Here is a 22,045-nt window from a genome sequence, read left to right on the forward strand (position 1 = left end):
GAGGTCAGTTCTCCCGCGCCGGGACGGGACGGCGACGGCCCCGCAGCAGCCCGGGCAGCCGGCGCCGGCCGACCATGTCGATCAGCTCCGCCACGCCGGCCGGCACGTCGTCCAGCACCAGGCCGCGCCCGCCGGGCAGGCCGGCGGCGTGCCGCGCCAGCAGGGCCAGCCCGGCCACGTCGATGAAGCGCAGCCCGGACAGGTCCAGGTGCGTCCGCCGCCGCGTGGCCGTGACCCGCGCGAGCTGGTCGGCGAACACCGTGTGCCGCGCCGCGTCCAGCTCGCCCTCCACCCGCAGCCCGTGCGGCTCGAACGTGCGCACGATCCTCAGGACGCCGTCGTCGTACTCCGGATTGGCCGCCACCAGCACTTCGTGCGCGTCGCGCAGCGCCGTCAGCTCGTCCCGCGGACGGGCTCCACGGCGCACCTGGCAGATCGCCATGGTGGTGGTGCTGGGCGAGACGGCCTGGTCGACCAGGTGCTCGCAGCTGAGCATCCGCGTCAGGCCGGCGGGTCCGGGCGCGGCCAGCAGCCAGCTGAAGTCGATGGTGACGCGCACGGCCCGGAACTCCTGCCCGAACGCCGACTCCACCTCGCGCGCCACCGCGTCCAGCATGCGCGGCGGATCGAACCGCCCGGTCCGGTCGAGGCAGGTCAGCTCCCGCGACAGCACGCGCAGCTGCCGGCGGCGCACCCGGTCGAGCAGGTCCGCACCGGCCAGCCGCCGCACGCCCGGCAGCCGCTCGGGCGGCGCGTCGGTGACGTACACGACCTTCTCCTCGGTGTTGCGCAACCCGTCGTGCACGAAGTCACCGATGACCAGCTCGCGTTCCTCGGGCGTGCGGTAGGCGAGCCACCCATGATCCCCCGGCCGCAACTCGCCCACGGCGCGCTCGGCGAACCACCCGCCGCCCGGCTCGCTCATGACGGGCCCCGCCGATCGAGGCCGGCGTTCCCGCCCGCGAAAGCGGGATCATGCCGACGGGGAGCGGCATGATCCACCTGAAACGGCGCCATGCCCCAGAGTAAGCCGCCCGCCCCCGCCGTTTTTGCGATGGCGGCGGCCTCAGGTGGCCGGGAATGCCGGTAAACCGGATGCGTCACCCACCCGTCCGGGCGCTAAGCTGATCGAAGTTTCCTCGCGACATTCCGGCGGGCGTGGCGAAATCCGGCATACGCGGCAGGTTTAGGTCCTGTTGGTGGTGACACCGTGGGGGTTCGAGTCCCCCCGCCCGCACCAGTCGAATGCGCGTGCTCGCCGCCTCGCGCGGGCGCCCTCGCCCGAGGGCCTCGGCGGCCGGGCGCGCCGAGGCCCTCGGAGCCGGAGCTCACAGATCGAGGTCGCGGCGGAGGCGGTCGACGTGGCCGGTGGCCTTCACGTTGTAGTAGGCCTGCTCGATCTTGCCGTCGGGGTCGATGATGAAGGTGGAGCGGATCACGCCGACGACGACGCGGCCGTAGAGCTTCTTCTCGCCGTAGGCCCCGTACGCGCGCAGCACGTCGGCGTCGGGGTCGGACAGCAGCGGGAAGGTCAGCCCCTCCTTCTCGCGGAACTTGGCGAGCTTGGGCGGCTCGTCGGGGGAGACCCCGATGACGGTGGCGCCCGCGGCCTCGAAGTCGGCGAGGCTGGACTGGAAGTCGACCGACTCCTTGGTGCAGCCGGGGGTCATGGCCGCCGGGTAGAAGTAGAGGATCACCCGCCTGCCGCGCAGCGACGCCAGGGACACCGGGTTGCCGTCGGCGTCGGGAAGCTCGAACTCGGGGGCGACGTCGCCGGGCTGCAGCCGATCGGACACCACATCCGCCTTTCCTGCTCGAATGGACGCCTCCACCGTACCGGCTGGGGTGAGGCGGGCGTTCGGCGGGAAGACCTGACAGACTGTTCGGATCATGCGCTGCCGACGCCCGTGACACGATGCCCGGATCCGGTCCTCGAACGGGCGGGACGATCTCGAAGACCACGAACGACGATAGGAAACGGCATGGCTGACAGGGCCCGCGACCCGGAGGCGCTGGAGCGGGAGATCGAGCGCACCCGCCAGGAGCTCGCCCGCACCATCGACGCGCTGGCCGACCGGGTCAGTCCCCGCAACGTCGCCCAGCGCGGCGCCGAGCGGATCAAGGAGGAGGCCGGGCAGGTCGCCAAGGTCGCCCGCACCATGCTGACCCCGGCCGACGGCCAGGAGCCGGGGGAGCGTGCGGGCGGCGACCGCCGGGCCCTGCTGATCGGCGTCGGCGTGGCGGTGACGATCACCGCCCTGGTCGTCTGGCGCCGCAGGCGACGCTGAACGATCCCCTCGAACAGGCGCCGGTCCGCTCCCGCGGCCGGCGCCTTTTCCGTGCCCGGCAGTGAAGGGCCGCGGGTCAGCGGAGGGTCGGTTCGGCGCGGGTGACCCAGTCGGGGCCGCGTTCGAGTTCGGCCTCGGGGATGTAGGGCACGATGAAGGCGTACCGTTCGAGCACCTCGGGCGGTACTTCGCCGGTGTCGCCGAAGGCGGCGATCTCGCCCCAGCAGGGGGCGCCCAGCGAGCCGCTGTGGTGGCGGACGGACAGGCCCGCGCACAGGTTGGCGAACGACAGCCGGTGGCCGAGTGGCCAGCCCGCGAGGGTGCCGAAGACGAACCCGGCGGCGAACACGTCGCCCGCGCCGGTGGGGTCGAGGGCTTCGACCGGCAGGGCGTCGGCGTGGGCGTGTTCGCCGGTGGACGAGTCGATCGCGATGGCGCCGGCGGCGCCCTGCTTGACGACCACGACGGGGACGCGGTCGGCGAGGGCGTGCAGGGCCTCCTCGGGGGTGCGGGTGCGGGTGTAGGCCATGGCCTCCACGGCGTTGGGCAGGAAGACGTCGACGTGGCGGAGACGGTCGAGGACGTCGGTGGACCAGGTCTCGGTGGGGTCCCAGGCGACGTCGGCGAAGACGCGGGTGCCCGCGCGGCGCAGTTCCAGGGCCCAGCCGGGGACGGGGCGGTCGATGTCGACGAAGCAGGTCGCGGCGGCGGGCGGCTCGGTGACCAGATCGGTGTCGCCGGGCGGGGCGGGACGGGCGTAGGTGACCATGCTGCGGTCGGAGTCGTAGGCCAGCGACACCGTGACCGGCGTGGGCCAGCCGGTGATCTCGCGGGACCAGCGCAGGTCGACGCCCTCCTGCTCGGACAGGGCGCGCCACAGGTAGGCCCCGAACATGTCGTCGCCGAACGCGCTGGCCAGGCCGGTGCGCAGGCCCAGGCGGCTCATGGCGACGGCGAGGTTGGCGACGCCGCCGGGGGCCGAGCCGAGGCCGTCGGTGACCAGTTCGGTGCCGGGCGGGGGCAGGCCGGGCAGCCCGGTGAAGATCATGTCCATGAAGACCCGGCCGGTCAGGAAGACGTCCAGGCCGTAGTGCGGCACGTCTCCGGCGTGCAGGATGTCGCCGGCGGGGCCGCGTTCGGCGCACGGGTCCCGCAGGGAGGGCTCGGGGGGCGTGCCGGGCGGCGGCCCCGGGTCGGTCACGGTCATCTCATCCCCCCGTTTCGGTGGCATGCCTGCGCGGGACCCCGTCGTCCCGTCACGCGCCCCTAGCCGTCCAGGTCGGGAGCGGTCACGGTGAAGCGGGCCTCGACGGATGAGCGCACGAGCTGGGTCTCGGGTTCCAGGACGATCGGCTCGGGTTCGGACGGCGGGACGGCGCCGTAGGTCTCGGCGGCCATGGGCGCCGCCATCATGGGCGTCGCGGCCCGGACGTTGTCCCTGATCAGGCCGGAGTCGGCGAGCTCGACCAGGCCGGTGAGGCGGGCGCCGAGCGCCTCGGCGTAGCTGCGGGCGCGGGCGACGGCCTCCTGCGCGGCCTGGCGGGCGGCCCGCGCGTAGACCTCGCTGTCGCGGCGCAGGTCCCACTGGGGGCCGTGGACGAAGGTGCGTTCCATGTCGCCGAGCCGGGTGACCAGCTCGCCGAGCACGGTGAAGTCCACGACGGTGACCTTGATCCAGGCGGTGCCCTGGTAGGCGCGGATCTCGCCCTCGCGGCGCCGCTGCCGCAGCACCGGCGAGATGGCCAGGCCGCCCGTCTCGACCCGCTCCACCGCGGCGCCGTACGACCTGATCAGGTCGAGGGCGTGCTGGTTGCGTTCGACGAGGCGGTCCAGGGCGGTGCGGCGCTCGTCCTCCTGGCTCTGGACGTGCACCGACAGCAGGGCCAGTTCGGGCTGGGCCTCCAGCACGACCTCGCCGCGGACGCTGATCACTGGGGCGTCGCTCATGCCCACAATGTACGACGCCGGCCCGCCATTTCACCGGCGCGCGGCCGGGGAAAGGGGCCTCACAGGAACGTGCGGCCCTCGCCCCGGTAGGTGGGGACGGTCCGCACCAGGCGGTCGCCGTCGATGAGGTGGAGTTCGGCGAAGCGTTCGCACAGTTCGCCGGCCTTGGTGTGCCGGAACCAGACGCGGTCGCCGATCGCCAGCCGGTCGGCGGTCTCGCCGAGCAGCGGCGTCTGGACCTCTCCGGCGCCCTCCTCCGGGTCGTAGGACAGGCCGGTGGGCAGGTAGGGCTGGGGGAGGCGGATCGGGTCGCCGGGGCCGGACGCCAGGTAGCCGCCGCCCAGGCAGGTCACCACGCCGGGGGCGGGGCGCCGGACGACCGGCAGCGCGAACAGGGCGGCGGGGCGGCCGCGGAAGTTGGAGTAGTGGTCGAACAGGTGCGGCTGGTAGAGACCCGATCCGGCGGCGACCTCGGTGACGGCGCGTTCGGCGGCGGTCTTCTCGACGCTGCCGGTACCGCCGCCGTTGACGAACTCCAGGTCGGTCAGTTCACGGACGGCGGTGACGATGGCGGCGCGGCGGCGGGCGAGTTCCAGGCGGGAGCGGCGCTGCATGACCTGGATGGCGCGGGCGCGCACGGGCCGGCCGGGCGGCAGGTCGCCGACGCCGGCGATCTGCCCTTCGTAGGCCATGAGCCCGACGAGTCGCAGGCCGGGCCGTTTGAGGATGCGTTCGGCGAAGGCGCGCACCTGGGCGGGGGCGTGCAGCGGGGAGCGGCGTGCGCCGACGCGCAGCCGTCCGTGCAGGGCGCGGTAGGAGGCGTCGACGTCGACGCAGACGCGTACGGGGCGGCCTTCGGCGCAGCGTTCGATGAGGTCGAGATGGTCGTCGCAGTCGACCATGAGGGTGACGGTGCGGGCGGCGTGCTCGTCGCGGGCGAGCGCGGTGAGGGCGGTGCGGTCCGTGGTGGGGTAGGCGACGAGGATGTCGTCGCTGACGCGCCGTTCGGCCAGCCAGAGGGCCTCGGGAAGGGTGAACGCCATGACGCCGGCGAAGCCGTCCATGGCGAGGGCCTCCTCCAGCAGCGCCCGGCACCGCACGGACTTGCTGGCGACGCGGATCGGCTTGCCGGCGGCGCGCCGGACGAGGTCGGCGGCGTTGGCCCGGAACGCGGCCAGGTCCACGACCGCGAACGGGGCGTCGAGGGCGGCGGTGGCCGCGTCGTAGCGCTCCCGGAGGTTCATGGGCACACCCTGCCACAGGTTCCGGCGAATATGAAAACAGTTCATATCCGGCGGAGCGCCCGGGGTGGGCGCGGGGCGCGGCCGGGCGTCAGGCGCGGGAGTGCTCGGCGAAGAAGTCCCAGAGCATGGTGCTCGCGCGGGACGGCCACTCGTGCGTGCCGCCCCGCACCCGGCACAGGGTGACCTCCGCGCCCCGCGCGCCCCGGCCGGTGGAGTCGCACTCGATCGCGCCGACGCTGATGACCTTGGGCCGCAGCCGCGGCAGGTTCCCGGCGTCGCGCCAGACGTCGACCGCGTACGAGACGGGCGGGTAGGGGCGGTCGTCGTTGACGTCGCGGCGTCCGCCGCCGTCGAACGGGACGTTGCGGTCGGCCGTCCCGTGGAAGATCATCGCGGCGACCGGGCGGTCCGGATCGCACTCGGTCACCAGCGCGCCCTCGACCACCCCGATCGCGGCGACCTTGCCGGGCTTCTCGCAGGCCACGCGGTACGCCATGCCCGCGCCGTTGGAGAAGCCGGTGACGTACACGCGCCCGGCGTCGGCCAGGCCCGCGCCGGTCAGCCGGTCGATGAGCCTGGTGAGGAACCCGACGTCGTCGATCTTGCCGATCTTGGCGGGCCCGCAGCAGTCGCCGGCGTTCCAGGTGGTCATGAAGCCGTCGGGATAGGCGACCAGGAAGCCCTTGTCGTCGGCCAGTTCGTCGAACCCGGACAGCGTGCGCATCTTGTCCATGGTGGCCAGGCCCCCGTGCAGCGCCACCACGAGCGGCATGGGCTTGGCCGGCCTGCCGTCGCGCCACCGTCCGTTCGCCATCTTCGGCGGGACGTGCAGCAGGTACTCGCGGTGCCCGAACGTCCCCACGTCGAGTTTCTGCTTGTGCGTGCCGGCGGAGGTGGGGATGCCGTCCACGGTCGCGGGCCGCTTCTCGTCCGCACCCGGGCCCTTCCGCTTGCCGGTGCCGTCGCCGCCGCCACTGTCGCCGCCGCCGTCCGTGCATCCGGCGAGCACCACCATGACCGTCAGGAGGAGGACGAGAAGTCGCCGCATGCGTGCGAATCTAACCCTCCGCCGCACACCGAAACTACCGCTCGGTTAACAAAGCGCGTCTCCGCAGCTCACCCTCGCACGACAACCGGCTCGGCGGCCAGCCCCGCCAGACGCGCCAGGCGCCGGTGCGAGTCAAGCCGGGCCGCGCGGTCGTAGGTGCTGGTGTGCACGAGGAACTCGTCTGCCCCCGTACGCGCGAGCAGGCCGTCCAGGGCGTCGGCGACCTCGTCCTCGGTGCCGTGGACGTGGCCCTGCATCGCCTCGTCGAACAGCCTGCGCTCCCGCTCGCTCATCGACTCCGGGGACGGGACGTCGTGCGGCGGCATCAGCGGGGGGAACTCTCCGCGCATCCGGGAGTAGGCCATCGACCACGCCTCCGGCACCAGCAGCCGCCGGGCCTGCTCGGTGGTGTCGGCGATGAGGACGGTCCCGGAGATCACCACGTACGGCTCGTCGCCCCACACGGTCGGACGGAAGCCGTCGCGGTAACGGCCGATCGCGTCGAGCATGCGGCGCTCGCCCCGGACGGCCGCGATCACCAGCGGCAGCCCGAACCGCGCCGCCACGTCGGCTCCCGCGCCCGTCGCCAGGACGAACGCGGGGACCCCCAGCCCCTCGGCGGGCCACGCGTGCACTCCGGGATGCTTCGGCTGGTCGCCGGTGAAGTAGCCGAGCAGCTCGCCGAGCTGCTCGGAGAACTCGTCGGCGTCCTCCTTGCCGTGCCCGAGCGCGCGCCGCACGCCGCCCGTGAACCCGACCGAGCGTCCCAGGCCCATGTCGATCCGCCCCGGGTACAGCGACTCCAGCACGCCGAACTGCTCGGCGACCACCAGCGGCTGGTGGTTGGGCAGCATCACCCCGCCGGTGCCCACGCGGATCCGCGAGGTCGCCGCCGCGACGGCCGCCGCCAGCACCGTCGGCGCCGAGCCCGCCACCCCCGGCACGCCGTGGTGCTCGGCCACCCAGAAACGGTGGAACCCCAGCGCCTCGGCCTGCCGCGCGAACTCCACCGTCTCCCGCAGCGCCCGTTGATGGCTCTCCCCGCGCCGCGTCCGGGACCGGTCGAGCACCGACCACCGGACGCGCCCCAACGCCGCTCCCATGGTCGTGGTCAACAACGCCCGGCGCCCGGATCATCCTTCGTGGCCGGCCGGGGGAGCCGCGCCGGCGATCTGGTTTCGACCGCCGCCAGCAGCGTCAGGACGGAGAACCGCGCCGGGGTGTGGACGATCGGGTCGAGGTCGTGCCGGGGGTGGCTCATGCCCGGCGTCCCGTCCAGGCGGCCACGAAGAACGGCAGCGCTTCTGAAACGGGCAATCGGCGCGTCAGCCGTCCGCCGCCAGCAGCGGGGCGACGGCGGTCAGCAGGTGGGGCGGGTCGATGTTCGGGAGGGCGGTGATCTCCTCGTGGGTGAGCCAGGCGTGGCCCAGGTAGGTCTCGTTCTCCTCGGGCGTGAACCCGCCCGGACGCACCGCCGGCGATCCGCCGAAACGCGCCAGGTAGAACGGCTCGACCTTGACGTAGTGGCGGCCCAGCCAGTGGAAGTCGCGGTCCACCCGGACGCACACGTCCCGGATCGCCTCGCCGGGCAGGCCCGTCTCCTCGCGCAGTTCGCGGCGCGCCGCGTCCAGGGGCGTCTCCCCGGGGTCGATGCCGCCGCCGGGCGGCTCCCAGAAGACCCGGCCGGACACCGGGTCGTGCCAGTGCAGCAGCAGGACGCGCCCACCGGAGTCGACGCAGATGACGCGCACGGCGGGACGGTCGGACGGCGTCTCGGTCATGGAAAATCCCCTCTCGGCGGTACGGCGCCCGGGAACGGCGGCGAGCCCGCCAGTAAGCTCGTAAGTCTCACCCAGCGTGATCGTTCCACCGTCTCCGAAAGCGGCGAAGTGACATCGTGACCAGCTCCAGCGCAAGCGAATACGTGCTGACGCTCTCCTGCCCCGACCGTCCCGGCATCGTGGCGGCCGTCTCCGGGCTGCTGGCCGAGCGCGGCTGCAACATCGTGGAGAGCCAGCAGTTCGGCGACCGCGACTCCGGCACGTTCTTCATGCGGGTGCAGTTCGTCGCGCTGCCCGACACCGATCCCGACGAGCTGCGGGGCGCGTTCGCGTCCCTGGGGCCCGAGCTGGGCCTGGACTGGCGGCTGCACGACACGGCCGAGCGCACCCGCGTGCTCATCATGGTCTCCAAGGGCGGGCACTGCCTCAACGACCTGCTGTACCGGCAGCGGTCCGGCCTGCTGGACATCGACATCGTGGCCGTGGTGTCCAACCACCCCGACCTGCGGCCGCTCACACAGTCGTACGGGATCGACTACCACCACCTGCCGGTCACGGCGGGCGGCAAGGCGGCGCAGGAGGCCGAGGTGCTCACCCTCGTCGAGCACTACCGCGCCGACCTGGTGGTGCTCGCCCGGTACATGCAGATCCTGTCCGACGACTTCTGCGCCAAGCTGCCCGGGCGAATGATCAACATCCACCACTCGTTCCTGCCGAGCTTCAAGGGCGCCCGGCCCTACCACCAGGCGCACGCGCGCGGCGTCAAGCTGATCGGCGCCACCGCGCACTACGTGACCCCCGACCTGGACGAGGGCCCGATCATCGAGCAGGAGGTCGCCCGCGTCGACCACACGCACCGTCCCGAGGACCTGATGGCGGTCGGCCGCGACATGGAGTGCCTGGCGCTGGCCCGCGCCGTGCGCTGGCACGCCGAGCACCGCGTCCTGCTGAACGGGGACCGCACCGTCGTCTTCCGCTGAGCGCCGTCCGCCGACGCCCCCGGCCGTTCCGGCGTGCGCCCGGGAGTAATGATCCGTCACTGTGGGTAGTGGCGTGGTTACGCATGCCCACTTGTCGACGGGGGTGGCGATGGGCGAAACGACACTGGTCACACAGGTGACGGAACGGACGCGCGCACCGGAGGCCGCGCAGTGGCTGACCCGGCGGGCGTTCCGGCCGCAGTGCGCGCTGGCGGCGCTGGCCGCGGCGGCCGTGGTCACGGCCGCCGGGGCGGTGACGGCGGTCGAGGCGATCTGGGCCATGGCCTCGGGCGGGGCGCACCTGCTGCCGGTCGACCGGATGGCCTCCGTGCTGCGGCGCGTCACCTGGGAGGAGACGCCCGCGCTGGCCACGGCGGCCGCGCTGACCGCGCTCGGGCTGGCCATGGTGGTCTCGGCGGTGCCCCGCAGGGGCCGGACGCTGCCGATGCGCGGCGTCACCCCGTGGTCGGCGGCCGGGATGAGCCGCTCGGACGTACGACGCGTGCTGGTCGACACGGCCGCGCGCGTGCCCGGCATCACGCGCGCGCGGGTGGGGGTGCGCGGCAGGCGGGTGCGGCCCCGGGTCGTCGTGCGGACGACCACGCACTACTGCAATCCCGCCATGTTCGATTCGCGGGTGCGCCGGGCGGTGCTCGACCGGCTGGCCGAGCTCGACCTGCTGGAGGAACGGCGCGTCAGCGCCCTGACGACGTGGCGGAGGGACTGACCGATGCGAGTCGCCACGGCCCTGACCGGCACGGTGCTGCTGATGTGCGGAGCCCTCGCGCTGTGCGCCGGCCTCGGCGCGTTCGGCGCGGCGTGGCAGCTGCGGCCGGTGCTCGACCCGGCGGTGATCCGGTACGCGGCGCGCAACGCCTGGTTCTGGCCCGTCCTGGCCAGCGTCGCCGAGTTCCTGGCGCTGGTCGGGCTGGCCTGGCTGATCCGGGAGGGGCGGGCGTCGCTGCGCCGGTGGCGTCCCGCGCTGCGCGGCCACGCACGCGCGCAGGCCCGGCGGGCGGGGGAGGAACTGCTCCGCGACGCCGGGCGGGTGCCCGGCGTCGCGGAGGTGCGGATGCGGCTCACCGGCAGCGCGGCCCGGCCGCGCCTGCTGATGACCGTCACCTGCGCCGAGGACGCGTCCCCGGCCGCGATCTACGCCGCGCTGGTCGCGGGGCCGGTGGCCCGGTACCGCGCCGTGACGGCGATGGGGGGACTGGAGGCGGTCATCGACTTCCGGCTGCGGCGGTCCGGGAGGCCGAGTCGCCGTCCGGTCCCGACCCGGGCGCCGCGCCGCTGGGGGCCGCGGACGCCGTGGCGGCGGCCGTCCCGGACGCACCGGACGGTTCGGGCGCGGATCGCCCGGACGGCTCGGACGATGTCGCCGGCTCGGCTGCTGCGGCGTGGTCGTCCAGGAGCGTCGCCTCGTTGAACGGGTCCTCGCCCGCCAGCACGCGGCGCGCCCGGGCCGAGTCCAGCTCGCCCGTCCAGGACCCGATGACCACGGTGGCGACGGCGTTGCCGGCGAAGTTGGTCAGCGCCCGAGCCTCGGACATGAACCGGTCGATGCCGACGATGAACCCGACGCCGTCCACCAGCTCGGGCCGGTGCGACTGCAGGCCGCCCGCCAGCGTGGCCAGTCCGGCGCCGCTGACCCCGGCCGCGCCCTTGGACGCGATGATCATGAAGACCAGCAGGGACAGCTGGGCGCCCAGCGACAGCGGGTCGTCCTGCGCCGCGGCGATGAACAGGGTCGCCATGGTCAGGTAGATGGCGGTGCCGTCCAGGTTGAACGAGTAGCCGGTCGGCACGGTGATGCCGACCACCGGCCGGCTGACGCCCAGGTGCTCCATCTTGGCGATCAGCCGCGGCAGCGCCGACTCCGAGGAGGAGGTCGACAGGATCAGCAGGAACTCGCGGGCCAGGTAGCGCAGCAGCTGGAACAGGTTGATCCGGGCCACCGCCCACAGCACGGTGCCGAGCACGACCACCACGAACAGCGCACAGGTGATGTAGAACCCGAGCATGATCACCGCGAGGCTGCGCAGCGCGGACCAGCCGGTCTCGCCGACCACCGCGGCGATCGCGCCGAACGCGCCGACCGGCGCCGCCCACATGATCATCGCCAGGATGCGGAACACCAGCCGCTGGACGTGCTCGATGCCGCGCAGGATCGGCGCGCCCGCCGGGCCCATCTTCTGCAGCGCGAACCCGGCCAGCAGCGCCACCAGCAGGGTCTGCAGCACCTGGCCCTCGGTCAGCGCCGACAGCAGCGAGGTCGGGATGATGCCGAGCAGGAAGTCGACGGTGCCCTCGCCGCCCTCGGCCGACTCGTGCGCCTTGGCGGCCGAGCCCGGGTCCAGGTGCATGCCCTCGCCCGGGTGCAGGAAGTTGCCGACCGCCAGGCCGATGCCCAGCGCGAACGTCGACATGACCAGGAAGTAGCCGAGGGCGATCAGCCCGACCTTGCCGACCTTGGCGGCCTTGGCGACCGAGCCGATGCCCAGCACGATCGTGCAGAAGATGATCGGCGAGATCATCATCTTGATCAGGTTGACGAACCCGGTGCCGAGCGGCTTGAGTTCGGTCGCCACGTCCGGTGCGACCAGGCCCACCGCGATGCCGGCCACCACGGCGCCGATGACGGCCAGGTAGAGGTAGTGCACCGGGTCCCGGCGCCGCCGGGCCGGGGCGGTGCCGGTGCCGCCGGTTGTCGGCGTAGCGGACACGGTCGCCTCCTCGGGGTCTCGCGGACCGTCACGGGTCCGGGGGGTGGATGGGGGTGCGCCGGGCATGCCGGCGCGTTCGAACAGCGACTATCCGGGTTCGTGTGATAGTCGTCACGTTTTTGTACATTTCGTTCACATGCAGGTGATGTGCTCGTCATGAAGGCAGCGCGATGAGGGTGTCGCGATGAACGGGGCGCCGCGATGAGGCCGCCGATCCCGGGAGCGGGCCGGCGGTGGAGCCTGGCCGGGCAGCTGCTGGCGCTGCAGGCGGCCGTGGTCGCCCTGCTGGTGGTGGTCGGCGCCGCGCTGGCGTACCTGGACGCGGCGCGCGCCGCCGACGACCGCGCCCGCGAGACGGTCACCGTCGTGGCCACCACGCTGGCCGACTCCCCGGGCGTGCGGGAGGCGCTGGCCGAGCGCGACCCCAGCCGCACGCTGCAGCCGCTGGCCGAACGGGTCCGCGTCGACACCGGCGTCGACTTCATCACGATCATGAACCGGAACCGGATCCGCTACTCGCACCCGAACCCGGAGCAGATCGGCCGCCCCTTCGTCGGCAACATCGGCCCCGCCCTGGCCGGGCGGCCGTTCACCGAGACCTACACCGGCACGCTGGGGCCGTCCGTGCGCGCCGTCGTGCCCGTCTTCGACGAGGGGCACCGGGTGGTGGCGCTGGTGGCGGTCGGCATCACCGTCCACGCGATCTCCGCCGAGCTGCGCGAGCGGCTGGTCACGCTGGCCCTCGTCGTGCTGGCCGTGCTGGCGGTCGGGATCGCCGGCAGCGGCCTGGTCAGCGCGCGGCTGCGCCGGCAGACCCGGGGCGCGGCGCCCGCCGACCTGCGCGCCATGTTCGACTACTACGAGTCGATCCTGCACGCGGTGCGCGAGGGCCTGATCCTGCTCGACCGGGACGGCCGCGTCGTGCTGTGCAACGACGCCGCCCGCGAGCTGCTCGACCTGTCCGGCGACCCGCGCGGCCGCCGGGCCGCCGACCTCGGCCTGCCCGACGAGCTGACCGCCGCGCTGGTGTCGCCCGAACCCCGGTCCGACGAGATCCACGTCGCCGACACCCGGGTGCTGGTCGTCAACACCGTCCCGGTGCGGTCGCGGGGCCGCGCCATGGGCACCGCCGCCACCCTGCGCGACCACACCGAGCTGCAGACGCTCACCGGCGAGCTGGGCGCCGTGCGCGGGTTCGCCGAGGCGCTGCGCGCGCAGGCGCACGAGGCCGCCAACCGCCTGCACACCGTCGTGTCGCTGGTCGAGCTGGGCCGCAGCGAGCAGGCCGTCCAGTTCGCCACCGCCGAGCTGGAGACCGCCCAGCGGCTCACCGACCGGGTGGTGGACGCCGTCGGCGAGCCCGTGCTGGCCGCGCTGCTGCTCGGCAAGGGCGCCGACGCCGCCGAACGGGGCGTCGAACTCGTCCTCACCGACGAGTCGGCGCTCGGCGACACGGTGGTCGACCAGGCCGGGATCGACCCCCGTGACCTGGTCACTATCCTCGGAAACCTGATGGACAACGCGGTCGACGCCGCGATCGAGGGCGCGGCCTCCCACCGGGAGCCGCCCCGGGTGGTGGTCACCGCCCGGACGGACGGGGGAGAGCTGGTACTGCGGGTGGCCGACAACGGTCCGGGCGTGGACCTCGAGCGCGTGCCCGCCATGTTCCGGCGCGGCTGGACCACCAAGCCCGCCGAGGGCCCGGTGGGGCACGGCCTCGGGCTCGCGCTGGTCGGCCGGGCCGTGCGGCGGTACGGCGGCACCATCGAGGTCACGCGCGACGTCGGCGCGGTCTTCACGGTCCGCCTGCCGCTGCGCGCGAGGAGGACGCCGTGATCCGGGTGCTGGTGGTGGAGGACGATCCGGTCGCCGCCGAGGCGCACCGGACGTACGTGGAACGCGTGCCCGGGTTCGCCGTCGCCGGGGTCGTCCACTCGGGGGCGGACGCGCTGCGGTTCTGCGAGCGCACGCCCGTCGACCTGGTGCTGCTGGATTTCTACCTGCCCGACACCCACGGGCTGAAGGTCTGCCGGGCGCTGCGGGCCGCGGGCAGCACGGTCGACGTGATCGCGGTGACGTCCGCCCGCGACCTGGCCGCGGTGCGCTCGGCGGTGTCCGCCGGGGTGGTGCAGTACCTGCTCAAGCCGTTCACGTTCGCGGCGCTGCGCGACAAGCTGGAGCGGTACGCGCGGTTCCGGCAGCGCGCGGCGCGCTCCGGGGAGGTGACGGGCCAGGCCGACGTGGACGCGATGCTCGCCACCCTGCGCACCCCCGACCGCGGCTCGCTGCCCAAGGGCATGAGCGAGGAGACCCTCCAGGCGATCACCGAGGCGCTGGCCGGGGCGGACGAGGGGTTGTCCGCCGCGTCCGCGGCCACCCTGACCGGCGTGTCCCGGGTGACCGCGCGCCGCTACCTGGAGTACCTGGCCGACCAGGGCGTGGTGCGGCGCCGGCCGCACTACGGGCAGGTCGGCAGGCCCGAGGTGCGCTTCTACCGGGCCGGCGCGGCGGAGTAGATCTTCGCAGGTCCGGGTACGTAACCCGCTGTCCGACCAGGACCGAACGGCAACGGGGGGATGCGCTGTGGGGGACCTGCACGACAACACCGATCGCACGGGCGCCGCGCGGGCGGGCGGCCGGGCCGGGGGCAAGGGCACGGGACGGGACCGGCGCGCCGGCGGCGAGACCCGCCGCGACGACGCCCGCCGCGACGACGTCCGTCCGGATGACGCCCGGCGCAAGGGACAGGTGCGCCGGACCCCGGACAAGGCCAAACGGAACGACGCGGCGAAGAAGATCAGGGCGATGTTCGAGCCCAAGCTGTAGCGGCCGCACACGCGCGGGCCGGTGGCGCCGACTGAGGGGCCACCGGCCCTTCGGCGGACTGGACGGTTGTGTTCTCAAACTCACGACGCTACGTTCGGGGCCAGTGAGTTGGATTTTCCAACTCGACCATCGAACGTGATCTCGGAGGAACGCCGTGAGCAGTCCGACCATCCGGGCCGGGGACGCCGCAGCGGACGGGGCGGTGCGCGGGGCCCGGCCGGCGGCCGTCTTCGCCGTCGTCGCCGCCGGAGTGGCGATGTCCAACCTGGACTTGTTCATCGTCAACGTGGCCCTGCCGCGGATCGGGGAGCGGTACGCGGGGGCGTCGCTGTCCGAGCTGTCCTGGGTGCTCAACGCGTACGCGGTGGTCTTCGCCGCGCTCATGGTCCCGGCCGGCGGATTCGCCGACCGGACCGGGCCCCGCCGCGCCTACCTGCTCGGCCTGGCCGTGTTCACGGCCGCGTCGGTGGCCTGCGCCGTCTCGCCGGGCGTGTGGTCCCTGGTGGCCGCGCGCGTCGTCCAGGCCGCCGGGGCTGCGTTGCTCATCCCCTCCTCGCTGGGGCTCCTGCTGGCCGCGACCCCGCCGGAGCGGCGGCTGCCGGCGGTGCGCGGCTGGACCGCCGTCAGCGGGCTGGCGGCGGCGCTCGGTCCCGTCGCGGGCGGGCTGCTCACCCAGTTCGACTGGCGCTGGGTCTTCCTGGTGAACGTGCCGATCGGGCTGGCGGCGCTGGCGGCGGGCGCGAGGCTGCTGCCCCGTCCGCCCGCCCGCGCGGACGGGGCGCGACCGGACCTGCCGGGTGCGGCGCTGCTGACCGCCGGCGTCGCCGCGCTCGCCCTCGGCGTGGTCAAGAGCGACGACTGGGGCTGGACGTCGGCGCGGGTGCCGGGCTCACTGGCGGCCGGTGCCGTGCTGCTCGCGCTGTGCGCGTGGCGGTCGGCGCGGCACCCGTCGCCGGTGGTCCCGCCCGGGCTGCTGAGGCTGCCCGCGTTCGGCCCGGCCACGGTCGCCAACATCCTGTTCGCGGTGGCGTTCGCCGCCATGCTGCTGTCGGCGGTGCTGTGGTGCCAGCAGGTCTGGCACTGGTCGGCGCTGCGCACGGGGCTGGCGATCTCTCCCGGTCCGCTGATGGTGCCCGGACTGGCGGTGGGCGCGGCACCGCTGGCCCGCCGCGTGGGCGCCGGGCCGCTGTCGTTCCTCGGCTGTGTCCTCTTCGCGGCCGGGATCGGCTGGTGGATGTGGCGGATGGAGGACGGCTACGCCGCCGGCATGCTGCCCGGGATGCTGCTGACCGGAGTGGGCGTCGGGCTGACCCTGCCGACGCTGATCGGCGCAGCGGTGTCCGCGGTGCCGCCGCGAAGCTTCTCCACCGGCTCGGCGGTGGTCACCATGGCCCGGCAGGTCGGCACCGTCCTCGGCGTCGCGATGCTCGTGGCGCTGCTGGGCGCGGGGGACCCGCGCGCGATCTCGTTCGACGCCGGCTGGCTGGGCACCGTGCTCGCCGCCGCGGCCGCCGCCCTGGCCTGCCTGACGCTGCCCCGCGCCCGCCGAGCCTGAGCCGGCGCGGCGCCCGCCGGATGTGATCCGGGCCACCCGGCGAGTGGGTTGTCTTTTCCAACTAACCAGCCGAGAGTGGGATTCAGAACGGGATTCGGCCCGGTGGGGTCCGACTCATCGAAGGAGACCCAGATGCGAGACGCGGTGATCGTGGAGGCGGTGCGCACGCCGGTCGGCAAGGGCAAGCCGGGCGGGCGGCTGCACTCGGAGTACCCGGTCGACCTGCTGGCCCGTACCCTCAGGACCCTCGTGGAACGGGCCGGGATCGACCCGGCCGAGATCGACGACGTGGTGGGCGGCGTGGTCACCCAGGTGGGCGACCAGGCGGTGAACGTCACCCGGTCGGCCGTGCTCGCCGCCGGGTTCCCCGAGAGCGTCCCGGCGACCACCGTCGACCGGCAGTGCGGGTCCTCCCAGCAGGCCGCGCACTTCGCCGCGCAGGGAGTGATCAGCGGCGCGTACGACGTCGCGATCGCCTGCGGGCTGGAGTCGATGTCGCGCGTCCCGATGGGGTCCGGCGTGCTGCCCGGCAGCAACCCGTTCGGCGCCCTCCTCCCCGAGCGCTACCCCGGCGGGCTCATCGGGCAGGGCATCGCCGCCGAGCGGATCGCCGCCCGCTGGAAGCTCTCCCGCGAGGAGTTGGACGCGTTCGCCTACGAGTCGCACATGCGCGCGCACGCCGCCTGGGAGAACGGCGAGTTCGACCGCGAGGTCGCCTGGAGCGGGCAGCGCGACGAGACCGTCCGGCCCACCACCTCGATGGAGGCGCTGGCCGGGCTCAAGCCCGCCTACTACGACCCCGTCTACGAAGAGCGGTTCCCCGAGATCGGCTGGCAGATCACCGCGGGCAACGCCTCCCCGCTCAACGACGGCGCGGCCGCGCTGCTGATCATGAGCGGTGACGCCGCCCGGCGGCTCGGGCTGCGGCCGCGGGCCCGCTTCCACGGCTTCGCGGTGGCCGGGGACGACCCCCTGCTGATGCTCACCGCGATCATCCCCGCCACCGAGAAGGTGCTGAAGCGCTCCGGCCTGACCCCGGACGACATCGACCTGTTCGAGGTCAACGAGGCGTTCTCCTCGGTGGTGCTGGCGTGGCGGCGCGAGACCGGCGTCTCCTCCGACAGGGTCAACGTGCGCGGCGGCGCGATCGCCATCGGCCATCCGCTGGGCGCCAGCGGCGCGCGCATCATGACCACCCTCCTGCACGCCCTGGAGGACCGCGGCGCCCGCTTCGGCCTCCAGGCCATGTGCGAGGCCGGCGGCATGGCCAACGCCACCGTCATCGAACGCCTCTGACCACCGTCCGCCGGGGGCCGGGCGACCCCGGCCCCCCCTCCGGGGCGCACGACGAGCGGGCGCGTCGGAAAATCCAACCAACGTATTGTGGGGTCCATGCCGAAAGACGCCGACCCGCGCGAGTGCTCCATCGCCGACGCCCTGCAGATCGTCGGCGAACGCTGGAGCCTGCTGGTCATCCGCGAACTGGTCTACGGGGTGCGCCGGTTCGACGGAATCGCCCGCAACACCGGCGCCCCGCGCGACATCCTCACCGCGCGGCTGCGCAAGCTGGAGACCGCCGGAATCGTCCGGCGCGAGCTGTACAGCGAGCGTCCGGCCCGGTACGAGTACCACCTCACCGAGGCGGGCTGGGAACTGAGCGACGTGCTGGCCGTGTTCATGAGCTGGGGCGACCGGCACCTCAACCCCGACGACCCGCCCGTCCGGTGGACCCATGTCTGCGGCGAGCGCCTGCGGCCCCAGGTGGTGTGCGCCTGCTGCGGCCGCCCGGTCAGAGACGGCGCGACGCCCACCGGCCGCGGCGCCCGCACCTGACCCGCCCGTCCACCGCCCTCCAGGCGGACGGACGACACGACTCCGGCGGAACTCCTCACGCGGAGACGACGCGCAGCGCCTCGGCGATCTCCTTCACCTCGATCTCCGAACACGACGTCGCGATCCGGACCACCAGATCGAACGCCTCGTCCTCGGCGAGATCCGGCCGTCCGCCGTTGAGGGCGAGCATGGCCCGCATGGCCGTCCATGCCGTGCGCTTGTTGTCGTCGACGAAGGCATGGTTGCAGATGACCGAGTGAAGCAGGGCCGCCGCCTTCTCGGGGAGCGTGGGATACGCCTCGACGCCGAAGGCGACAGTGGTCGGGCGCATCGCCGACGATGTCACCAGGCCCGCGTCGCGTACTGTGGCCGTACCGCCCAGCACGGCCGCGTTGATCTCGGTCAGGTCTTCCGCGGTGAGGTATTCGGTCATGCGTCGGCCAGCCGCCTGAGCAGGTTCGCGTCCTCCGTCATGACCTCCGCGACAACCGCTTGCACCCGTGCGCGGTGGTCGCGCGCCTGGGCCCACTGCTCCACCGCCTGGACGATGGCCGCGTTGATGGAGATGTGCTCCGCTTCGGCGGCCCTGGTGAGAAGTTCGTCGATGTCGTCGGGGATGCGGACGCTGCGAGTGGTCATGTCCGCAGCATAACTCGTCGTCATACCGAAATGGTATCGCATGATCGTGGCACTGCGTCATCAATTGACTACGCAAGGCCATTTCGCCTGGCGGTCAGCACTCGATCACGTTGACGGCCAGGCCGCCGCGCGAGGTCTCCTTGTACTTGTCGAGCATGTCGCGGCCGGTGTCGCGCATCGTCTTGATGGCCTTGTCGAGGGAGACGAAGTGGCGGCCGTCGCCGCGCAGGGAGATGCGTGCGGCGCTGATGGCCTTGGTGGCGCCGACGGCGTTGCGCTCGATGCAGGGGATCTGCACCAGGCCGCCGATGGGGTCGCAGGTCAGGCCCAGGTTGTGCTCGATGCCGATCTCGGCGGCGTTCTCCACCTGCTCGGGGGTGCCGCCGAGCACCTCGGCGAGGCCCGCGGCGGCCATCGAGCAGGCCGAGCCGACCTCGCCCTGGCAGCCGACCTCGGCGCCGGAGATGGACGCGTTCTGCTTGAACAGCACGCCGATCGCGCCGGAGGTGAGCAGGAAGCGGACCACGCCGGTGTCGTCGGCGCCGGGCACGAAGCGGTCGTAGTAGTGCAGGACGGCGGGGATGATGCCCGCGGCGCCGTTGGTGGGGGCGGTGACGATGCGTCCCCCGGCGGCGTTCTCCTCGTTCACGGCCAGCGCGAAGAGGGTCACCCAGTCCATCGCGTGCAGGGGGTCGGCGGGGCTCTCGGCCAGGAGCTGGCGGTGCAGGTGGGGGGCGCGGCGCCGCACCTTCAGGCCGCCGGGCAGCAGCCCCTCGCGGGTGCAGCCGCGTTCGACGCACGCGCGCATCACCCGCCACAGGTCCAGCAGCCCGGAGCGGATCTCGTCCTCGGTGCGGCCGAACGCCTTCTCGTTCTCCAGCATCAGCGCGGGGATCGACAGGCCCGTGTCGCGGCAGAGCGCCAGCAGTTCGGCGGCGGACGCGAACGGGTAGGGCAGGACGGTGTCGTCGGGCTTGATGCGGTCGGCGCCGGCGGCCTCCTCGTCGACGACGAAGCCGCCGCCCACCGAGTAGTAGACGCGGGCGCGCAGCTCGCCGCCGGAGTCGTCGAACGCGGTGAAGAGCATCCCGTTGGGGTGGCCGGGCAGCGTCTGCTTGCGTTCGAAGACCAGGTGCTCGCCGACGACGAACGGGACGTCGTGGGAGCCGAACAACCGCAGCGCCTTGTTCGCCCGGATGGCGGCCAGGCGTTCGTCCACGGTGTCGACGTCGACGAGCTCGGGTTTGTCGCCTTCCAGGCCGAGGATCACGGCCTTGTCACTGCCGTGGCCCTTGCCGGTCAGGCCGAGCGACCCGTACAGGACCGCCCGGACGGACGCGGTCTTCTCCAGCAGGCCGTCACGGGCCAGGCCGCGGGCGAAGCGGTGTGCGGCTGCCATCGGCCCGCCCGTGTGCGAGCTGGACGGTCCGATTCCGATCTTGAAAAGGTCGAAGACACTGATGGCCATCGCACGCTCCCTCCGTGACCGGGGGGTCGCCCCGGTCACGGGAGGCACTAGAGGGTCGGATACAGGGGGTGCTTGTCGGCGAGCGCCCGCACGCGGGCCGCCAGGGCCGCCTGGTCGCAGGACGGCTGCAGGGCCTCGGCGATCACGTCGGCGACCTCGGCGAAGTCCTCGGCGGTGAAGCCGCGGGTGGCCAGGGCGGGGGTGCCGATCCGCAGGCCCGAGGTGACCATCGGCGGACGCGGGTCGTTGGGCACGGCGTTGCGGTTGACGGTGATGCCGATGTCGTGCAGCCGGTCCTCGGCGTCCCGGCCGGTCAGCTCGGAGTCGACCAGGTCGACCAGGACCAGGTGGACGTCGGTGCCGCCGGTCAGCACCTTCACCCCGGCCTTGGCCGCGTCCTCGGCCAGCAGCCGCTCGGCCAGGATGCGGGCGCCCTCCAGGGTGCGGGCCTGCCGGTCGCGGAACTCCGCCGACGCGGCGATCTTCAGCGCGACCGCCTTGGCGGCGATCACGTGCTCCAGCGGGCCGCCCTGCATGCCCGGGAACACCGCCGAGTTGATCTTCTTGCCGTACTCCTCGCGGGCGAGGATCAGCCCGCCGCGCGGACCCCCGAGGGTCTTGTGCGTGGTGGTGGTGACGATGTCGGCGTACGGGACGGGTGAGGGGTGCAGCCCGGCCGCGACCAGGCCCGCGAAGTGCGCCATGTCCACCATGAGCAGGGCCCCGACGGAGTCGGCGATCTCGCGGAACGCGGCGAAGTCGAGCTGGCGCGGGTACGCCGACCAGCCCGCCACGATCATCTTGGGGCGGTGCTCGGCGGCCAGCCGGGCGACCTCCTCCATGTCGACGCGGCCGTCCTCGGGCCGCACGTGGTAGGCGACCACGTTGAGCATCTTGCCGGAGTAGTTCAGGCGCATGCCGTGGGTCAGGTGCCCGCCGTGCGCCAGGTCCAGGCCGAGGATGGTGTCGCCGGGCTGGAGCATGGCGAAGTAGACCGCCGTGTTGGCCTGCGCGCCCGAGTGCGGCTGGACGTTGGCGTGCTCGGCGCCGAACAGCTCCTTGGCCCGGTCGATCGCCAGCTGCTCGGTGACGTCGACGTGCTCGCAGCCGCCGTAGTAGCGCCGCCCCGGGTAGCCCTCGGCGTACTTGTTGGTCAGCACCGAGCCCTGCGCCTCCAGCACGGCGACGGGCGCGAAGTTCTCCGAGGCGATCATTTCCAGCGTGCCCTGCTGGCGGCGCAGCTCGGCGGCGACGGCCTCGGCCACCTGCGGGTCGACGGCCGCCAGGGACTCGTTGAGGGACACGGGTCAGCCCTCCTCGATCAGCTTGCCGTAGGCGGTGGCGTCCAGCAGGTCGCCCGGCTCCTCGCTGAGCCGCACCTTGAAGATCCAGCCCTCGCCGTACGGGTCGTCGTTGATGACCTTCGGCTCGTCGACCACCGTGGCGTTGATCGCGGTGATCTCGCCGCTGACCGGCGAGTAGATGTCGCTGACCGACTTGGTCGACTCCACCTCCCCGCAGGGCTCCCCGGCCTCGACGGTGTCGCCCTCGCCGGCCTGCAGCTCGATGAAGACGATCTCGCCCAGGGCGTCGGCGGCGTGCTGGGTGATGCCGACGGTGACGATGCCGTCCTCGTTGTCGAGGCCGGACACCCACTCGTGCTCCTCGCTGTAGCGGAGCTGTTCCGGAACGCTCACGTTCGTTTCTCCC

Annotated in this window: 23 protein-coding genes and 1 tRNA gene; 10 read left to right on the forward strand and 14 right to left on the reverse strand. The window is 73.3% G+C overall.

The features are described 5' to 3' along the window. Positions 1 to 4: 4 nt before the first annotated feature. Positions 5 to 925 (reverse strand): MEDS domain-containing protein, encoded by a 921-nt coding sequence (locus tag ABZ801_RS17050; RefSeq protein ID WP_360698613.1) that lies wholly within the window; start codon positions 923 to 925, stop codon positions 5 to 7. A gap of 227 nt (positions 926 to 1,152) precedes the next feature. On the opposite strand from ABZ801_RS17050, the gene ABZ801_RS17055 reads away from it, so the two are divergent. Further along, a tRNA-Leu gene (locus ABZ801_RS17055) sits at positions 1,153 to 1,240 on the forward strand. Positions 1,241 to 1,328: 88 nt separating this feature from the next. Here the strand turns inward: ABZ801_RS17055 and bcp are convergent. Further along, positions 1,329 to 1,796: a thioredoxin-dependent thiol peroxidase gene (bcp, locus tag ABZ801_RS17060; RefSeq protein ID WP_344950573.1), complete on the reverse strand. Its 468-nt coding sequence runs from the start codon at positions 1,794 to 1,796 to the stop codon at positions 1,329 to 1,331. 186 nt (positions 1,797 to 1,982) lie between these two features. On the opposite strand from bcp, the gene ABZ801_RS17065 reads away from it, so the two are divergent. Then, entirely contained in the window at positions 1,983 to 2,288 is a 306-nt protein-coding gene (locus tag ABZ801_RS17065; protein ID WP_360698616.1) for a DUF3618 domain-containing protein, read from the forward strand. A gap of 76 nt (positions 2,289 to 2,364) precedes the next feature. Here ABZ801_RS17065 and ABZ801_RS17070 read toward each other — a convergent pair whose 3' ends face one another. The 6 genes from ABZ801_RS17070 to ABZ801_RS17095 all read right to left on the reverse strand — a co-directional run bounded on the left by ABZ801_RS17070 (position 2,365) and on the right by ABZ801_RS17095 (position 8,308). Further along, positions 2,365 to 3,489 (reverse strand): carbohydrate kinase family protein, encoded by a 1,125-nt coding sequence (locus ABZ801_RS17070; protein WP_360698618.1) that lies wholly within the window; start codon positions 3,487 to 3,489, stop codon positions 2,365 to 2,367. Between the two features lie 65 nt (positions 3,490 to 3,554). After that, on the reverse strand, positions 3,555 to 4,235 hold the full coding sequence (locus ABZ801_RS17075; RefSeq protein ID WP_344950565.1) for an SIMPL domain-containing protein: 681 nt from the start codon (positions 4,233 to 4,235) through the stop codon (positions 3,555 to 3,557). A gap of 59 nt (positions 4,236 to 4,294) precedes the next feature. After that, positions 4,295 to 5,479, reverse strand: a complete 1,185-nt coding sequence (locus ABZ801_RS17080; RefSeq protein ID WP_360698620.1) for an amino acid deaminase/aldolase — start codon at positions 5,477 to 5,479, stop codon at positions 4,295 to 4,297. 88 nt (positions 5,480 to 5,567) lie between these two features. Further along, positions 5,568 to 6,527 carry a PHB depolymerase family esterase gene (locus ABZ801_RS17085; RefSeq protein WP_360698622.1) on the reverse strand — a complete coding sequence of 320 codons (960 nt, stop codon included), beginning with the start codon at positions 6,525 to 6,527 and terminating at the stop codon, positions 5,568 to 5,570. A gap of 68 nt (positions 6,528 to 6,595) precedes the next feature. Further along, a complete protein-coding gene (locus tag ABZ801_RS17090; RefSeq protein WP_360698624.1) occupies positions 6,596 to 7,618 on the reverse strand; it encodes an LLM class flavin-dependent oxidoreductase in 1,023 nt (340 codons plus the stop codon). A gap of 234 nt (positions 7,619 to 7,852) precedes the next feature. Further along, entirely contained in the window at positions 7,853 to 8,308 is a 456-nt protein-coding gene (locus ABZ801_RS17095) for an NUDIX domain-containing protein (RefSeq protein ID WP_360698626.1), read from the reverse strand. A 113-nt stretch (positions 8,309 to 8,421) separates the two neighbouring features. Between ABZ801_RS17095 and purU the strand changes: the two genes are divergently transcribed. Both purU and ABZ801_RS17105 read left to right on the forward strand, forming a co-directional pair. Next, positions 8,422 to 9,288 carry a formyltetrahydrofolate deformylase gene (gene purU / locus ABZ801_RS17100; protein WP_360698897.1) on the forward strand — a complete coding sequence of 289 codons (867 nt, stop codon included), beginning with the start codon at positions 8,422 to 8,424 and terminating at the stop codon, positions 9,286 to 9,288. Positions 9,289 to 9,424: 136 nt separating this feature from the next. Continuing rightward, positions 9,425 to 10,015, forward strand: coding sequence for a DUF6286 domain-containing protein (locus ABZ801_RS17105; RefSeq protein WP_360698628.1), 591 nt, complete (start codon positions 9,425 to 9,427; stop codon positions 10,013 to 10,015). A 496-nt stretch (positions 10,016 to 10,511) separates the two neighbouring features. Here ABZ801_RS17105 and ABZ801_RS17110 read toward each other — a convergent pair whose 3' ends face one another. Next, positions 10,512 to 12,014: a cation:dicarboxylase symporter family transporter gene (locus tag ABZ801_RS17110; protein ID WP_344950547.1), complete on the reverse strand. Its 1,503-nt coding sequence runs from the start codon at positions 12,012 to 12,014 to the stop codon at positions 10,512 to 10,514. A gap of 201 nt (positions 12,015 to 12,215) precedes the next feature. Here ABZ801_RS17110 and ABZ801_RS17115 point away from each other — a divergent pair, with 201 nt between their 5' ends. From ABZ801_RS17115 to ABZ801_RS17140, 6 genes are all read left to right on the forward strand, one after another. Beyond that, complete coding sequence (locus ABZ801_RS17115) at positions 12,216 to 13,850, forward strand: sensor histidine kinase (RefSeq protein ID WP_360698630.1); 1,635 nt, start codon at positions 12,216 to 12,218, stop codon at positions 13,848 to 13,850. Then, positions 13,847 to 14,530: a response regulator gene (locus ABZ801_RS17120; protein WP_344950540.1), complete on the forward strand. Its 684-nt coding sequence runs from the start codon at positions 13,847 to 13,849 to the stop codon at positions 14,528 to 14,530. The genes ABZ801_RS17115 and ABZ801_RS17120 overlap by 4 nt, the downstream gene beginning before the upstream one ends. A 67-nt stretch (positions 14,531 to 14,597) precedes the next feature. After that, positions 14,598 to 14,840, forward strand: coding sequence for a hypothetical protein (locus tag ABZ801_RS17125; RefSeq protein WP_344950537.1), 243 nt, complete (start codon positions 14,598 to 14,600; stop codon positions 14,838 to 14,840). A gap of 154 nt (positions 14,841 to 14,994) precedes the next feature. Continuing rightward, complete coding sequence (locus tag ABZ801_RS17130) at positions 14,995 to 16,395, forward strand: MFS transporter (protein ID WP_360698633.1); 1,401 nt, start codon at positions 14,995 to 14,997, stop codon at positions 16,393 to 16,395. Between the two features lie 132 nt (positions 16,396 to 16,527). Further along, the gene (locus tag ABZ801_RS17135) at positions 16,528 to 17,691 is read left to right on the forward strand and encodes a thiolase family protein (RefSeq protein WP_360698635.1); all 1,164 of its coding nucleotides are present in this window, start codon (positions 16,528 to 16,530) and stop codon (positions 17,689 to 17,691) included. Between the two features lie 96 nt (positions 17,692 to 17,787). Beyond that, entirely contained in the window at positions 17,788 to 18,228 is a 441-nt protein-coding gene (locus tag ABZ801_RS17140; protein WP_360698637.1) for a helix-turn-helix domain-containing protein, read from the forward strand. 55 nt (positions 18,229 to 18,283) lie between these two features. On the opposite strand, the gene ABZ801_RS17145 is transcribed toward ABZ801_RS17140, so the two are convergent. The 5 genes from ABZ801_RS17145 to gcvH form a co-directional block, all read right to left on the reverse strand. Further along, positions 18,284 to 18,661 (reverse strand): type II toxin-antitoxin system death-on-curing family toxin, encoded by a 378-nt coding sequence (locus ABZ801_RS17145; RefSeq protein ID WP_360698639.1) that lies wholly within the window; start codon positions 18,659 to 18,661, stop codon positions 18,284 to 18,286. Next, the gene (locus tag ABZ801_RS17150; protein ID WP_360698641.1) at positions 18,658 to 18,867 is read right to left on the reverse strand and encodes a ribbon-helix-helix protein, CopG family; all 210 of its coding nucleotides are present in this window, start codon (positions 18,865 to 18,867) and stop codon (positions 18,658 to 18,660) included. The genes ABZ801_RS17145 and ABZ801_RS17150 overlap by 4 nt, the downstream gene beginning before the upstream one ends. Positions 18,868 to 18,961: 94 nt before the next feature. Then, entirely contained in the window at positions 18,962 to 20,335 is a 1,374-nt protein-coding gene (locus ABZ801_RS17155) for an L-serine ammonia-lyase (RefSeq protein WP_360698643.1), read from the reverse strand. Positions 20,336 to 20,382: 47 nt separating this feature from the next. Continuing rightward, positions 20,383 to 21,639 carry a serine hydroxymethyltransferase gene (gene glyA / locus ABZ801_RS17160; protein WP_344950517.1) on the reverse strand — a complete coding sequence of 419 codons (1,257 nt, stop codon included), beginning with the start codon at positions 21,637 to 21,639 and terminating at the stop codon, positions 20,383 to 20,385. A 3-nt stretch (positions 21,640 to 21,642) separates the two neighbouring features. Further along, a complete protein-coding gene (gcvH, locus tag ABZ801_RS17165; protein WP_360698645.1) occupies positions 21,643 to 22,032 on the reverse strand; it encodes a glycine cleavage system protein GcvH in 390 nt (129 codons plus the stop codon). Between the last annotated feature and the right edge of the window lie 13 nt (positions 22,033 to 22,045).

Source organism: Actinomadura sp. NPDC047616 (assembly GCF_040642915.1).
Taxonomy (GTDB): domain Bacteria; phylum Actinomycetota; class Actinomycetes; order Streptosporangiales; family Streptosporangiaceae; genus Spirillospora; species Spirillospora miaoliensis.